The 13,386-nt window shown below is 71.5% G+C and carries 15 protein-coding genes; 7 read left to right on the forward strand and 8 right to left on the reverse strand.

All coding sequences use genetic code 11. The features are described 5' to 3' along the window. Position 1: 1 nt before the first annotated feature. The 5 genes from BLU27_RS01020 (at position 2) to BLU27_RS01040 (ending at position 2,844) form a co-directional block, all read left to right on the forward strand. Positions 2-274: a hypothetical protein gene (locus tag BLU27_RS01020; RefSeq protein WP_092649696.1), complete on the forward strand. Its 273-nt coding sequence runs from the start codon at positions 2-4 to the stop codon at positions 272-274. Between the two features lie 15 nt (positions 275-289). Further along, a complete protein-coding gene (locus BLU27_RS01025; RefSeq protein WP_092649698.1) occupies positions 290-850 on the forward strand; it encodes a hypothetical protein in 561 nt (186 codons plus the stop codon). An 88-nt stretch (positions 851-938) separates the two neighbouring features. Further along, complete coding sequence (locus BLU27_RS01030) at positions 939-1,721, forward strand: hypothetical protein (RefSeq protein ID WP_092649699.1); 783 nt, start codon at positions 939-941, stop codon at positions 1,719-1,721. Next, a complete protein-coding gene (locus BLU27_RS01035) occupies positions 1,718-2,287 on the forward strand; it encodes a twin-arginine translocation signal domain-containing protein (RefSeq protein WP_092649700.1) in 570 nt (189 codons plus the stop codon). The genes BLU27_RS01030 and BLU27_RS01035 overlap by 4 nt, the downstream gene beginning before the upstream one ends. Positions 2,288-2,307: 20 nt before the next feature. Next, positions 2,308-2,844 carry an MSMEG_6728 family protein gene (locus BLU27_RS01040; RefSeq protein WP_241827713.1) on the forward strand — a complete coding sequence of 179 codons (537 nt, stop codon included), beginning with the start codon at positions 2,308-2,310 and terminating at the stop codon, positions 2,842-2,844. 45 nt (positions 2,845-2,889) lie between these two features. Here the strand turns inward: BLU27_RS01040 and BLU27_RS01045 are convergent, their stop codons facing one another. Next, on the reverse strand, positions 2,890-3,687 hold the full coding sequence (locus BLU27_RS01045) for a TetR/AcrR family transcriptional regulator (protein WP_092649704.1): 798 nt from the start codon (positions 3,685-3,687) through the stop codon (positions 2,890-2,892). 306 nt (positions 3,688-3,993) lie between these two features. Between BLU27_RS01045 and BLU27_RS30755 the strand changes: the two genes are divergently transcribed. Further along, complete coding sequence (locus BLU27_RS30755; protein ID WP_206744631.1) at positions 3,994-4,533, forward strand: WhiB family transcriptional regulator; 540 nt, start codon at positions 3,994-3,996, stop codon at positions 4,531-4,533. On the opposite strand, the gene BLU27_RS01055 is transcribed toward BLU27_RS30755, so the two are convergent. From BLU27_RS01055 to BLU27_RS01070, 4 genes are all read right to left on the reverse strand, one after another. Then, positions 4,432-5,904, reverse strand: coding sequence for a glycoside hydrolase family 130 protein (locus BLU27_RS01055; protein ID WP_092649708.1), 1,473 nt, complete (start codon positions 5,902-5,904; stop codon positions 4,432-4,434). The genes BLU27_RS30755 and BLU27_RS01055 overlap by 102 nt on opposite strands. Further along, positions 5,901-6,914: a glycosyltransferase gene (locus BLU27_RS01060; RefSeq protein WP_197681627.1), complete on the reverse strand. Its 1,014-nt coding sequence runs from the start codon at positions 6,912-6,914 to the stop codon at positions 5,901-5,903. The genes BLU27_RS01055 and BLU27_RS01060 overlap by 4 nt, the downstream gene beginning before the upstream one ends. Beyond that, a complete protein-coding gene (locus BLU27_RS01065) occupies positions 6,911-8,044 on the reverse strand; it encodes a glycosyltransferase (protein ID WP_092649712.1) in 1,134 nt (377 codons plus the stop codon). The genes BLU27_RS01060 and BLU27_RS01065 overlap by 4 nt, the downstream gene beginning before the upstream one ends. Before the next feature lie 174 nt (positions 8,045-8,218). Beyond that, a complete protein-coding gene (locus BLU27_RS01070; protein WP_197681628.1) occupies positions 8,219-9,544 on the reverse strand; it encodes a glycosyltransferase family 4 protein in 1,326 nt (441 codons plus the stop codon). 127 nt (positions 9,545-9,671) lie between these two features. Between BLU27_RS01070 and BLU27_RS01075 the strand changes: the two genes are divergently transcribed. Further along, complete coding sequence (locus BLU27_RS01075; RefSeq protein WP_092649716.1) at positions 9,672-10,250, forward strand: DinB family protein; 579 nt, start codon at positions 9,672-9,674, stop codon at positions 10,248-10,250. 44 nt (positions 10,251-10,294) lie between these two features. Here the strand turns inward: BLU27_RS01075 and BLU27_RS01080 are convergent, their stop codons facing one another. The 3 genes from BLU27_RS01080 to BLU27_RS01090 are packed head-to-tail and all read right to left on the reverse strand — an operon-like array spanning position 10,295 to position 13,355. After that, positions 10,295-11,488 (reverse strand): enolase C-terminal domain-like protein, encoded by a 1,194-nt coding sequence (locus tag BLU27_RS01080; RefSeq protein ID WP_092649718.1) that lies wholly within the window; start codon positions 11,486-11,488, stop codon positions 10,295-10,297. Next, positions 11,485-12,330 carry an HpcH/HpaI aldolase family protein gene (locus BLU27_RS01085; RefSeq protein ID WP_092649720.1) on the reverse strand — a complete coding sequence of 282 codons (846 nt, stop codon included), beginning with the start codon at positions 12,328-12,330 and terminating at the stop codon, positions 11,485-11,487. The genes BLU27_RS01080 and BLU27_RS01085 overlap by 4 nt, the downstream gene beginning before the upstream one ends. Next, complete coding sequence (locus BLU27_RS01090) at positions 12,327-13,355, reverse strand: 2-hydroxyacid dehydrogenase (RefSeq protein ID WP_092649722.1); 1,029 nt, start codon at positions 13,353-13,355, stop codon at positions 12,327-12,329. The genes BLU27_RS01085 and BLU27_RS01090 overlap by 4 nt, the downstream gene beginning before the upstream one ends. Between the last annotated feature and the right edge of the window lie 31 nt (positions 13,356-13,386).

The following is a 13,386-nucleotide window of genomic DNA, read 5'->3' on the forward strand; positions in this document are numbered from 1 at the left end:
CATGTCCACCAGGGAAGAGTCCACCAGGGAAGAGTCCACCAGGGCCGGGTCCACCGGCGGCGGCGCCGTCGGGGCCGGCGCCGCCGGCGGGACCCGCTCCCCCCGCGCGCGCCGGCGCCAGACCCATCCGCTGGTGCCCGGTGCCGTGCTGGTCCTGGCAGCACTGGCGGTGCCCGCTCTCACCTACTTGTGGGCGTTCGCCACCGCGCCGGTCCTGCTGGCCTGGGTCGTGCTGGCCCTGGCCGCGGGCTACTCCATCTCGGGTTCGGTATGAAGCCACAACTCGGCGATGCTGGTCTCGTCGGTCTGGCGAGAACGTTCCCGGTGGTGGTTCAGCGCCGGCCTGCTGGCCGGAGGCCTCACCAGCTCGGTGGTGGCGGTGGCGCTCGGCCTGTTGGTGCGGCCGGTACTGCGCCCGGTCCCGGCCTCGGTGCTGGTCGCCGCGGTCGCCGTCCTGGTCGGCCTGAACGAACTCGGCGTCCTGCGGCTCCGGCTGCCGCAGAACGGCCGGCAGGTTCCGGAGTCGATCGGGGACGACGGACCCCGCTACGGCGCCCTGCACTTCGGCTTCGAGATGGGCACCGGCGTGCGCACGTACATGACCACCGGCCTTCCCCACGTGCTGGTGCTGGCCGTGGCGCTGTGCGCGACCTGGCCGCAGGGGCTGGCCGCCGGGCTGGCGTTCGGCACAGGGCGGGCCGCCATGGTGCTGGCCCGGCACGCTCATCGCGACGACGGCCACTGGGACGCCCAGCTCGCGGCGTACGACCGAACTCTGCGGCTGCTGCTCACCTTCGCCTGCTGTTGCGTCCTGGCCGCGGTCCTGCTGGCCGCCACCCGAACCGGCTGACCGGCCTCCCACCCTCCATCGCCCCGACCCGACGCGACTGACCCGCCCTGACCGGCCCTGACCGACCACGATGACGACAGGAGTCACGGTGCACCACCACCAGTACGCCGCCGAACGAACGCACTTCCGCGCCGCGGACGGCAGCCGGGTGACGCTGTGCGCACCCGGATACGACCTGACCGAGCCGTGGTCGGCATCGGTCCGCATCACCACCAACCGGCCGTACGCGGGTACGCCGGAAGGTCTCGACCTGCGCCACCTGCACATCGCCAGGGCCGGCAACTACGACCACGTCCTCGAGCGCGTCGTCGACGGGCACTGGAGCAACGTCGTCCAGATGCAGGGGGGACAGTGCATGATCGGCCACAGCGACTCGGCCGACCAGGGCCTCGCGGTGTGGCGGGGACCCTGGCACGAGGCGGCGACCTGGCTGCCCGACCCGAAGATGCCGGGTTCGCACGTACTCCGGTACTTCGCCGGGCTGGGCTTCCACGACAGTCCGCACGGCCTGCGGGTGATCGCGGCCCGGCCCGCGGTGCACAACGTCGAGGTGCTCGAGGTCAGCAAGCGGGTACCGGAGGTCGGTCACCTCGACATCCGTCAACCCGCCCTTGCCCACCGGCTGGTGCCGGTGTGGTCGGGCGCACCGGTGCCCACCGGTGAGGTGTGGGCCGAGGAGGTTTCCCCCTGGTCGGAGAAGTCGCCGGCCGGGTCGGACATGGTCGTCATCCACGCCACCCCGTCCACCGTGACGACCCTCCCCGGCGAAGGCGACCACAAACACCTCTGCGAGCGACGGGTGGAGTTCCTGCACCGGGTCACCGAAATGTGCTGGGCACGCGAGAGCACCCACAAGGAGAAATGGTCATGACCGCTGACATCCCCACGATCCCGAGCGCGAGCACGCCGCCCGCGAACGCCACGCCGAGCGCGGTGCGCAAGCTGATCGAACGCGACCACATCAACCGCCGCAGCCTGCTCAAGGGCGTCCTGACCACGGGCATGGTGCTCGGGCTGAGTGCTCTCGACCTGCTGCCCGGCCGTAGCGAGGCGCAGGCCAGCCGGCACGGCGGTGATCCGTGGGAGTACTGGAGCAACTGCCGCGACTACAGCAGCGGCTCCCAGCGGACCGACTGGCGGTGGTGCAACCCCGACGCCGCGCGGGTGAGCAGACGCTACTGCAAGCCCGACATCAGGCGGCACCGCACGGCCGTCGACGGCACGTGGCGGGACGAGTGTGAATACGAGGACTACCGCATCGACTTCCGGTGCTGGAACCTCGCCGGCACCGAGGTCGTCAACGCCTGGGTCTGGCGGCGCGGGCAGTCCGGCGGCAACCTGCCGAGCGTGATCTGCTCCGACGGCAAGACCTACGTCCTGAACGACTGCGGGCCGGACTATCACTACAAGTCCGCGTGCCGGGAGTACCTCGAGTAGGCCACGGCAGGCCTGCCGCGGTGGCCCGGAGGTCGGCCCGGGCGGGGTTCGCCCGGACGGGGTTCGCCCGGGCAGGGTCGGGAAACACGCTGGGGATGCAGACGTTCCTGCCGTACGCCGACTTCGCCGCCTCGGCCCGGGTCCTCGACCAACGTCGGCTGGGCAAGCAGCGGGTCGAGGCGCTGCAGGTGCTGCGGGGGCTCACCGTTCCCGACTACGGCTGGCGGCACCACCCGGTGGTGCGGATGTGGACCGGCTACCCGGAGGCACTGGTGAGGTACGGGCTGGAGGTCTGCCGGGTCTGGACGGGAACCGGACGTCAGGACACCTGCGCCACCAGCCTGCGGGCGGACTTCACGCAGTTCACCGGGCGCGAGGAGATCCGCGAGCAGCCCGCCCTCGCCGGCGCCGGTGAGCTGCCGCCGTGGCTGGGGGACCCGGACTTCCACCGCAGTCACCAGTCCGCGCTGGTCCGCAAGGACGCCGCGACGTACGGCGACCTCTTCCCCGGCGTACCTCCGGATCTGCCCTACGTCTGGCCGAAGTCCGACCGCTGAGTCGGTGCGGCGACGCGGGTACGCAGGACGCCCGTACGGGCGAGATCAGCTCCGGTCGTTGGCCAGCAGCCGCTCGATGCGGTCCAGCATGTCCTCCAGGGACAGCTCGAACTCCAGGTCGGTGTGGTCCTGCGACAGGAGCGTCTCCAGCCGCTGGATGTGGGGGTAGCCGTCCAGCGGCATCGGTGAGGGCGGCGGGGAGTTGGCCACCTCGGTCAGGGAGTCCTCGGCGACGGTGCGGCCACTCATCGTGGACACCTCCAGCAGGAGGTAGCCGAGCAGGTAGCTGGTGAAGGCGCGGTAGGCCATCACGGCGTTCTCCATGCTGAACCCACGGTCGACGAGGGTGGCGAGGAAGTCCTCGACGACGTCCAGGCTGCGCAGCGGCGGCCGCAGCCAGGGCGCTGCCGGGTGCCGGGTGGCGATCAGCGGGAACAGCTGCGGATGCTGGCGGGCCAGCCGGCGCACGGCGTGCGCGAGCCACTGGAGGTAGGCCTGCCAGCCCGGGCCGGCGAGGAGCTCGCGCCGGGCGCTGTCCACGTGCAGGCTGTCCACCATCCGGCGGACGATCTCCTCCAGCAGGTCCTCGCGGCCGTTCACGTAGCGGTAGAGCGACATCGCCTCCACGCCGAGGTGCTCGCCGAGGCGGCGCATGGTGAGCATCGCCAGGCCGTGCTCGTCGACGTACTCGATCGCGGCGGAGACGATCAGGTCGCGGTTGAGCGCGCCGCGCCCGGAGGCCTGGTGGTCGTGGGTCCGCGCCGGCCCGGCCGACCGCGTCGACCCGGCCGACCGCGTCGACCTGTCACCGCCTGGTGCTTGCGGTGTCCCGGGTGGGTTCATGGGGACGCTCCTGTCTGGCCGTGGCGCCGCCTTGGCGTGTCCACACCCCTGCGTACCACCTCATCGGCCGATGCGGCGTTTGCGCAAGGCCGCTTACAACGTAAGGTTGACCTCGACGGCGTGGCTTACACCGTAAGCCACCTGCGGACCCGTGTCAGAGGAGGAAGCGGCTCGAGCAGGAGCGCGAGAACGCGGGGGTGAGCGCGGGAACGGGGACGTACCGATGCAACTCGGACCGAAGCAGCGGATTGGGGTTCTCGCATGGCGCGACGGCGTGCCGCCGTCCCAGGTGGTCGAAGAAAGCCGATGCCCGCCCGGTCGCGGGCGTGGCATCTGGAGGCTGCCTGCGTCCACGCACCTGACGGGCTGTTCTACGGGCCGGAGGGCGAGAAGCCCCCGGAGCGGTTGGCCCGCGAGGCCCGCGCACTGGAGTTCTGCGCCGCCTGCCCGGTCCTCGAACCCTGCCGCACGCACGCCCTCGCACTGCCGGAGACCTACGGCGTGTGGGGTGGGACCACCGAGGCCAACCGGAACGCCGTCCGCCGCGGGCGGATCAGTGCGTCCGCCCTGCCGGCTCCCGGGCCGGCCCGGGTGACGGCGCGGGCGTCGTCACTGCCCGCACCCGAGTCTGCGACCGCGACGGTCCAGACGTCGTCATTGCCCGCACCCGAGTCTGCGACCGCGACGGTCCAGACGTCGTCATTGCCCGCACCCGAGTCTGCGACCGCGACGGTCCAGACGTCGTCATTGCCCCATCGCGGCGAGCAGCGTGCCGACGTCGACAGTGGCGAAGCCGACCCGGGTGTCGCTTGCGCCGTAGGGCAGCCAGAGCGTCCCGGCGTGTAGCACGCCGCCACACGAGTAGACGACGTTCGGCACGTACCCCTCGCTCTCCTCGTCCTGCGGCGCGAGCAGCACCCCCGGCAACTGGGCGATCACGCGCTCCGGCCGGTGCAGGTCGAGCAGCAGCGCGCCGATGGCGTACCTCCGCATCGGCCCCACCCCGTGGGTGAGCACCAGCCAGCCCGCCTCGGTCTCCAGCGGTGAGCCGCAGTTGCCGACCTGGGTGAGCTCCCAGCCGAGTCGCGGCACGTGCAGCGGTACCGGCTGCTGCCAGCGGTTCTGCCGGTCGAGCGCGCTCAGCCCGATGGTCTCCCCGTCGGAGCGGCACAGGGCAAAGTGACGGCCGCCGACAGTACGCGGGAACAACGCCATCCCCTTGTTGCGCGCGGCCGGCCCGCGCACCGGCGTCACCTCGAAGTTGCGCAGGTCGGCCGTGCTCAGCATGCGCACACTGATGTGCCTGCCGTCGTACGTCGTGTAGGTCGCGTGGTAGGCGACCTCGCCGTCGTCGGCAACGAACCGCACGAATCTCGCGTCCTCCATGCCGTTGCTCTCGGTGGCCGTCAGCGGCCACAGCACCCGCTGGCTCAGCGGCACCTCCTCGGGGAAGGTGACGGCGTAGCTCGCCGAGGCGGCCCACCGGAGCCGGTCCACCGCGACCGCCTCCTCCTCGTCGGCCAGGAGGTTCGCGGGCAGGTGGGACAGTGCACGGTCGAAGTCCTCGTCGTCGAACACCTCCGGCAAGGAGGCGAGGACGGCCGCGGACATCTTGTCGTTCCAGCCGTCCTCCTCCAGCCCGGAGGCGAACAGGTCCCGGCGGTGCCGGGTGCCCGCTCGCCGACCGGCCAGCAGCGGGCCGCGCCGGTCGGCCACGTCGAGCCGGCCGTGAGCGGGGTCGAGCACGCCGGTGGCGAACCCGATCGAGGACAGGTGCCCCTCCCCGATCTGGCGCAGGCTGATCGCCACCCGCAGCTGCCCGGCGGAGAGGCCGGACTGGTCGGGGTGGGGCACCATCGACGGGTTGCACAGCGCCGCCGCCTCGACGGCGTACTCCTGGCTGCAGTACGCACCGACCAGCAGCCGCGCCGTGGGTGACAGCTCGGCGTGCCGGTCGATGCGTGGGCGTACGAGGTCGTAGTGGTGCAGGAACGTCATCTCCAGGTCGTGGTGACGTCCCCCGAAGTGCAGCAATGTCTGCTGCAGCAGCCGGCCGGTCTCCTCGTCGTCGAGGCGGACGACCCGCTCCACCAGCGCGGAGATCCGGGCGCGGACGAGGTCGTCGTCCTCCCCCGGCACGAACGGCCGGATGATCACCCGACGGGAGTCCGGGGCCAGCACCAGGTCCAGCCGGGAGGCCAGGCCCGGTGCCGTCACGACAGGCGCCTGGCGTGCTGCAGGGTGGACACGAGCGCGAGGGTGGACTCCGCGCCCTGGTTGGGGTTGGGGCCGGTCGGTGTCAGGCCGTCGTAGCTGCCGCCGGTGGTGGAGTCCCACATGGGTGTGCCCAGGTCGTTGTCGCCGAGGAACCACGCCACCGCCTGGCTGATGCCGTCCTCCCACGCGGGATCACCGGTCGCCTCGGCCGCGGTGGCGCAGGCGTCGGCGAAACTCGCCACCTCGATCGGCTGCTGGTCGTGGCGGTTCCGGGGCCCGTTGCGACGGTATCCGCCGACCGCGATCACCGACAGCCGGTCGCCGGTGCGCTGGACGTCGTGCAGCCAGCTGAGCATGCGCAGCCCCGACTCGAGCACCTGGTGGTCACCGCCCAGCTTGCCCGCGGCGATGACCACCTCGGCCAGCGAGGCGTTGGCGTAGGTGAGGTGCTCCTGCGGCCACGGCCAGTCCGGGTGGTCGCCCGGCTCGCCGACGGCCTTGGCGGCATCGGCGAGCAGGGCGGCAGCCCCCTTGTGGTCGGGGCACGCACGGAGGACCTCGGCCGCACCGAGACCGGCGAACGCCATCGCGCGCACTGCCCAGGACCGCTTGGTCGCCCCGAGCTCAAAGGCGATCATGGCCTCCTTGCGGATCCAGGGAGCGGGATTGCGGGCCGCGGCCGTGCCGAGCCCCCACAACGCCCGCCCCCACCAGTCGCCGAGGGCCGGTCGGTCGCTCCACCGCCGGTCGTGGCCCAGCCGGTTGCGGAACGCGCCGGTGTGGTCCTGGGCGTGGGTGAGGAACGTGAGGTAGATCTCCGCCAGCCGGACCACCTCCTCCGAAGGGTCCGGCTCGCGGCTGGTGACGACGAGTCCACGGGACACGTCGTCGGTGCAGTAGCCGTGCTCACGTCGCACGATGGCGTTGCGGGAGTGCTCGAACAGCCCGGTGTCGTCCGACATCCGGATGACGTGGCTGAACGACGGCGCGGGCGCGATCACGGGGGTCACGACGGCAGCGCCGCCGCGGTGTAGCGCCGCGCGGCCAGGAGACGGGTGGCGAGGGTGTCGTAGCGGTCGGCCACCGCCGGCCAGCTCAGCGTCGAGGTGGTGCTCGCGCCGACCATCCCGCCGGCCAGTCCGGGCTCGGTGAGGATCCGCCGGACCGCCGTGGCCAGTGCCACCGGGTCCTGGTGGGGAACCACCAGGCCGGAGCCGTCCGCGAGCAGCTCCACCGCGTGCGGGAAGCTCGTCGCCACCACGGGGATGCCCGCCGCGACCGCCTCGATGAGCACGCCCGAGGTGACCTGCTCGCGCGAGTCGTACGGCAGCACCACCACGTCTGCGGACCGGATCAGCCGGTTCAAGGACTCGGTGTCGCGGTAGATCGCGTCGTACGTCACGGAGTCGGCCACGCCGAGTTCCTCGCCGAGCCGCTGCAGCCCGTGGCGGTACGCCTCGCCGTCGCGTTCCAGGATCTTCGGGTGAGTGCGGCCCGCCACGGTGTACGTCGGCCGCGGGTCGAGGTCGCGCAGGTGCGGTAGCGCTCGCAGCGCCCACTCGATGCCCTTGCCGGGCCCGAGAAGCCCCCACGTGAGCAGGTGCGGTGCCGTGCGGGCCTCCGTCGGCCGGGTGACGTACTCGGGGGCGCCGTGCGGGATGACCGTCACCTTCGCCGGGTCCACGGCGTACCCGGCCACCAGCCGGTCGCGCGCGGCCTGGGTCATGGTGACCACCGCGTCGGCCATCGCGCCGATCTGCTCGAGCAGGATCCGCTGCCGGAAGCTCGGGTTGGTCAGGACGCTGTGGAGAACCACGATGCTCGGAAGCCGCAGCCGTCGCAGCAGCGGCAGGACGTCCTGGCCGTCGGGTCCGGGGTAGATGCCGTACTCGTGCTGGATCACCGCCACGTCGAACTGGTTCAGTGCCGAGGCAGCGCCCAGCCAACCAGTGGCGTGGGCTGCCGACCAGGTGTGGACGACACCCGGCGCGGAGCGACGGTCGTCACCCTCCGTGAGAACCCGGACGATCCCACCGCCGACACCACCCGCGGTGAGCTGGGCGGCGAGTGCGCAGTTGAAGGTCGCGAGACCGCACTGTGTCGGGGGGTGAGTACTGAGGAAGCCAAAGCTGGTAGCCATACCGTGCCTTCTACTCATGCGCCCGGGCGGCAATTACTGCCACACGGGGGAAGGCGCCAGCCGGCCGGGCTTTCCGAGGCCAACAGAAAACGGGTTCAGCGGGGCGCCTTCCTACGAAATCGGCCTCCGCGAACCTGCACCGGACCCGGTCGGGTCTCTTCGGCGCCTGCGAATTTACCAAGGGCTCAACTCGGTTGAGGCGATATCGCGATAGACACGCACGTATTCGTCGACCATCCGGTCCACTCCGAAGCGTTCTTCCACGTGTTTGCGGCACGCGGCCCGGTCAAGTGAGCCGACCACGCGCACCGCCCGGACGGCCTCCTCCACGGTGTGCACCAGAAACCCCGTCACCCCGTCGTCCACGACCTCCGGCATCGAGCCCCGGCGGAACGCCACCACAGGAGTTCCGCAGGCCATCGCCTCAACGACCGACAGCCCGAACGGTTCGTCGAAGGAGATCGGATGCAGCAACGCGAGGCTGCTTCCGAGGATCTCCGCCCGGTCCGCAGGACCCACCGAACCGAGGTAGCGCACCCGGTCGCCATCGATGTGCGGGCGCACGCGTTCGATGAAATAACTCTCATCCTGAACAATCCCGCAGATCGTCAACGGCAGGTTGGCGCGGCGTGCGATCTCGATCGCCTCGGCGGTTCCCTTGTCCGGATGGATCCGCCCGAACGCCACCAGGCCCGTGCCGCCCCCGGGTGCGTACGGGAGCTCGGTCAGGTCGATGCCGTGGTGGATGGTGGCGACGTAGTCGAGTCCGGGAGCGCGGTCCGCGTCGGAGATCGAGACGTACGACGACCTGGCGCGGGCGTAGGCGGGCAGGATGCCCCGGCCGGAGAAGCCGTGCACCGTGGTCAGCAGCGGCGCCCGGCAGTGCGCGGAGAACGCCAGCGGCAACCAGTCCAGATGGCTGTGCACGAGGTCGAACTCACCTGAACGTTCGAAGGCGTACGCGATGTGCATCGCCTCCCACACCCGGCCGTCGAGACCGGGATCCTCGGCGTATCCGTTCGGGCAGATCCCGTCCAGCGAGGCGCCGGTGCGCGAGTCGAGAGTGGCGAACAACGTGACGTCGAGGCCGCGGGCGACCAGCCCTTCGGTGAGCAGGCTGGTGACGAGTTCCCAGGGGCCGTAATGACGTGGTGGGGTTCGCCATGCGACCGGGCCGAGAACGGCGACCTTCATCGGACGATGGTGAAGGGGAGGCTGAAGAGGCATAGCGGACAGGATAGGTTCGCCGCGATCGCCGATCACGGAATTTGGCCTTTGCGTCGGACGGCTTTCCCGAGCCGACGAGAAGCCGACGACGTTGCCGGCAAGCCGACGAGGAGCCGCCGACAAGCCCGCGACAAGGCGCGCGACGAGCTGTTCACAAGCTTCGACAATCGCGCGCCGGACAAACTTCACGCGATCTGGAATGAATGTCTTTGACGCCGGGTATGAATACTGGTTCGGACACTCCTCGACCGGCCAGGAGCCGGCGGGCGTCACTGACGCTCCGTGACGTCGATCTGCGCCCGGGCCCGGGCTCGAGAAACTTCCGAGGCGCCGGCATTGAGGCCAGAAGGTGGCCGGTAGGGCTCCTACCTTCGGATCAACCCCTCCGGAAAGGAACACCATGAGCGCCTCGACGACGAACCAGCCCGCGTCCGCCGGCCTGTCCGCCAACCCGTCCCCCGCCGCGTCCCCGTCCGTGTCCGTGCAGGCCACCGGCGAGCGGGCCGACCTGCTGGCCGCCCTGGCTCAGGCACGGCACTTCCTGCGTTACACCACCCGCGACCTCACCGACGAGCAGGCCGCCATGCGCACCACCGCGAGCGAGCTGTGCCTCGGCGGCCTGATCAAGCACGTCGCCAGGTGCGAGGAGAACACCGCCCGGTTCATCGTCGAGGGGCCTTCGGCGATGGCGCCCGGCGACGTGGCCGGGTGGATGGAGCTGTTCCGGATGCAGCCGGGTGAGACCCTCGCCGGCCTGCTCGAGGCGTACGCCGAGGTGGCCCGCCGCACCGACGAACTGGTCGTCTCCCTGCCCGACCTCGACGCCACCCAGCCGCTGCCGGAGGCGCCGTGGTTCGAGCCCGGTGCGCGGTGGTCGGCCCGCCTCGCCATCCTGCACATCGTCGCCGAGACCACCCAGCACGCCGGGCACGCCGACATCATCCGGGAGTCCCTGGACGGCGCGAAGACCATGGGCTGACCGAATGCTCGCCGCAAGGCCGGCCTGACAGCCCTGTCGACCGCTCAGTCGAACAGGTTTCGCACCAGGCGGTGCAGGTCGGCCTTGCCCTCGATCCCCACTCCCGGACGGTCGCCGAGCCGGACCCGCCCGCCGGTCACCGGCGCGTCGTCGGCGAACCCGCCGAACGGCTCGAAGACCCGCGGGTACGACTCGCACCCGCCGAGGCCGAAGGCCGCCGCCACGGCGAGGTTGTACAGGTGGCCGCCGTGCGGCACGCAGCGCTCCGGCGACCACCCCGCATCGGCCAGGCAGGTGAGCATCGCGGCGTACTCCGGCACGCCGTAGCTCAGTGACGGGTCCATCTGCAGCACGTCGCGGTCGGCGCGCAGGCCGGCGTGGCGGAGCAGGTTGCGCACCTCCGGCACCGCGAACAGGTTCTCGCCGGTGGCCAGCGGACCGGGACGGGCCTCGGCGAGCACCGCGTGGCCGAGGTAGTCCAGGGGGTCCAGCGGCTCCTCGTACCACCTCAGGTCGTACGCCGACAGCGCCTCGGCGTACGAGAGCGCCGTCGGCAGGTCGAACCTCCCGTTGGCGTCGACGGCCAGCCGGCAGCCGGCGGGCAACAGGTCGAGCACCGCCTCGACTCGTTCGACGTCCTCGGCGAGCGAGGCGCCGCCGACCTTGATCTTGACGTCGCGGTAGCCGAGGTCGAGGTAGCTTCGGATCTCCTCCCGGAGCGTGCCGACCGTGCCATCGGGGTAGTAGTAGCCGCCGGCGGCGTAGACCCAGACCGAGTCCTCGCGCGGCGCGGACTCGGGTGCGGACTCGGGCGCGGGCCGGTCGAAGCGGCTCCGCAGCAACCGGTGCAGCGGCTGACCGGCCGCCTTCGCCGCGGCGTCCCACAGCGCCATGTCCATGATGCCGACGGCGACGGCCCGGTCGCCGTGCCCGCCGGGCTTCTCGTTCGTCCGCATCACCGCGTTCGCGGCCACCGGGTCCAGCAGGCCGGTGTCCGGGTCGACCAGCCGCTCCGGCGGGCACGCGCGCAGCCGCGGGAGCAGCCGCCCGGTGAGAATGCCGGTCTGGGCGTAGCGGCCGTTGGAGTTGAAGCCGTAGCCGACCACGCGCTCGCCGTCGACCACGTGGTCGGTCTCCACCGCCACCACCGAGACCGTCATCGCCGAGAAGTCGATGACCGCGTTGGCGAACCCCGAACCGATCGGCGCCTCGGCGACGCGGACGTCGATGATCCTCACTTCGCCGCCCCGGCTGGCTTTCCGCCGCCGTGAGCCGGTGCCGCAACCTGGGCTTGCGCCTTCGCACGCACGTCCTCGATGCCGGCCCGGAGCGCGTCCTGGTAGATCCACAGGTCACCGCTGTAGGCGAACATCGTGAAGCCGCGTTCGGCCAGCATCGCCGCCTCGGCAGCGGTTCCGGCCATGAAGCCGGCCACCTTGCCGTGCGTGCGCGCGGCCGCCGCCACCCGGTCCAGACCGGCGAGGTAGTCCGGGTGGCCGAACTCGCCCGGGATGCCCATGCTGGTGGTCAGGTCGTACTGCCCGACCCACAGGACGTCCACGCCCTCGACCGCGGCGATCTCCTCCACGGCGGCCAACCCGGCGGCGGTCTCGATCTGTGTCAACACGAGGTTGTCGGCGTTGGACCGGCGCATGTAGGCGGCACCGTCACCACGTACGTAGTCGTCGTGCGCGAGGCCGAACGCCGCGCCGCGCACTCCGGCCGGCGGGTATTTCGCCCAGGCCACAATGGCGCTCGCCTGGTCGGCGGACTCCACCATCGGGACCATCACCCCGCGGGCGCCGGCGTCCAGCGCACGCGAGATCTCCGAACGGTCGGTAGTTGGAACCCGGACGTAGCTGTCGGCTCCGGTGCCCCGCGTGGTGGCCACCAGTGTGCCGATGGTCTCCCACGTCCAGCCGGTGTGCTCGGCGTCGTAGATGACGAACGACGCGCCGGCGCCGGCGGCCAGCCGTCCGATGCCGGCGGTGGCGAACTCGAACACGAACGTGCCCACGACGAGGTCGCCTGCCCGGATCGCCTGTCGCACGTGGGTCTGCGGGGACTCTGGCTGGTTCATCGGCCGGCTCCTTCAGTCGGGACGGGTGCCGCCCACGCCTGCGGGTTGATCACGTGTCTGGGACGTCGCCCGGCGGCGACGTCGAGGATCGCCTGCACCGCGCTGCGGCCGTTGCCGAGCGCGAGCTCGTCGGTCCAGGCGATCGCGTGCGGTGCCAACAGGACGTTCTCCAAGGCGAGCAGGGGGTCCTCGGGGGAGGGTGGTTCGGGATCGAACACGTCCAGTGCGGCACCGGCGATCCGCCGCTCGGCCAGCACCCGGGTCAGCGCCTGCTGGTCGACGACCGGGCCGCGGGCGACGTTGACCAGGAACGCCGACGGCTTCATCCTGGCCAGCCGTTCGGCGTCGATCAGCCCGCGCGTCTGCTCCGTCAGGGCGCAGGTGAGGATGACGAAGTCGGAGTGGGCCAACAGGTCGTCGAGGTGGACGAGTTCGACGTCGGCCCGGGCCGCGGCCGAGGTGTCGGCGTACGGGTCGGCGGCAAGCTGGAGCATGGCCAGCGGGGCGCAGACCCGGGACACCTCCTGGCCGATGTTGCCCCAGCCGACGACGCCGAGGGTGCGGCCGGTGACGCCGACCCCGAGGTGGTCGAGCTTGTCCTGCCAGCGCCCGGTGCGCACCAACTGGTCCTTGGCCCGGACGCGATGGGTCAACGCCAGCAGGAGAGTGAGCGCGGAGACGGCCACCGGACGGCGTACTCCGTCTGGCGTGATGGTGACCACCACGCCGGCGTCGGTACACGCGGCGACGTCCACGTTGTCGAAGCCGACGCCGAACCGCGCCACGATCCGCAGCAGGTCGGCGCGGGCCAGCGACGCGGCACTCACCCGCGGGGTGAGCACCAGCAGGCCGTCGTACGCGGCGACGGCCTCGGCCGGGAGTTCGTCGAGCTCTTCGGTGCCGGCCGGCAGGAACTCCCACTCCACGCAGGGCACCTGTTCCAGCGCCGACAGCCCGATGTCACCCCAGCCGATGCTGCCGTCGGCCGCGCGGAAGTCGCGGGTGACTCCGACCCGGAAGGTCATCGCTCGTCCCCCTTTCGTCCTCGGGCCGTCG

Source organism: Actinopolymorpha singaporensis (genome assembly GCF_900104745.1).
GTDB classification, from domain to species: domain Bacteria; phylum Actinomycetota; class Actinomycetes; order Propionibacteriales; family Actinopolymorphaceae; genus Actinopolymorpha; species Actinopolymorpha singaporensis.

Coding starts and splice junctions, on each gene's coding strand:
- BLU27_RS01020 (WP_092649696.1), top strand. CDS start 2: ATGTCCACCAGGGAAGAGTCCACCAGGGAAGAGTCCACCAGGGCCGGG.
- BLU27_RS01025 (WP_092649698.1), top strand. CDS start 290: ATGCTGGTCTCGTCGGTCTGGCGAGAACGTTCCCGGTGGTGGTTCAGC.
- BLU27_RS01035 (WP_092649700.1), top strand. CDS start 1,718: ATGACCGCTGACATCCCCACGATCCCGAGCGCGAGCACGCCGCCCGCG.
- BLU27_RS01045 (WP_092649704.1), bottom strand. CDS start 3,687: ATGAACCCACCCGGGACACCGCAAGCACCAGGCGGTGACAGGTCGACG.
- BLU27_RS30755 (WP_206744631.1), top strand. CDS start 3,994: ATGCCCGCCCGGTCGCGGGCGTGGCATCTGGAGGCTGCCTGCGTCCAC.
- BLU27_RS01065 (WP_092649712.1), bottom strand. CDS start 8,044: ATGGCTACCAGCTTTGGCTTCCTCAGTACTCACCCCCCGACACAGTGC.
- BLU27_RS01075 (WP_092649716.1), top strand. CDS start 9,672: ATGAGCGCCTCGACGACGAACCAGCCCGCGTCCGCCGGCCTGTCCGCC.
- BLU27_RS01085 (WP_092649720.1), bottom strand. CDS start 12,330: ATGAACCAGCCAGAGTCCCCGCAGACCCACGTGCGACAGGCGATCCGG.
- BLU27_RS01090 (WP_092649722.1), bottom strand. CDS start 13,355: ATGACCTTCCGGGTCGGAGTCACCCGCGACTTCCGCGCGGCCGACGGC.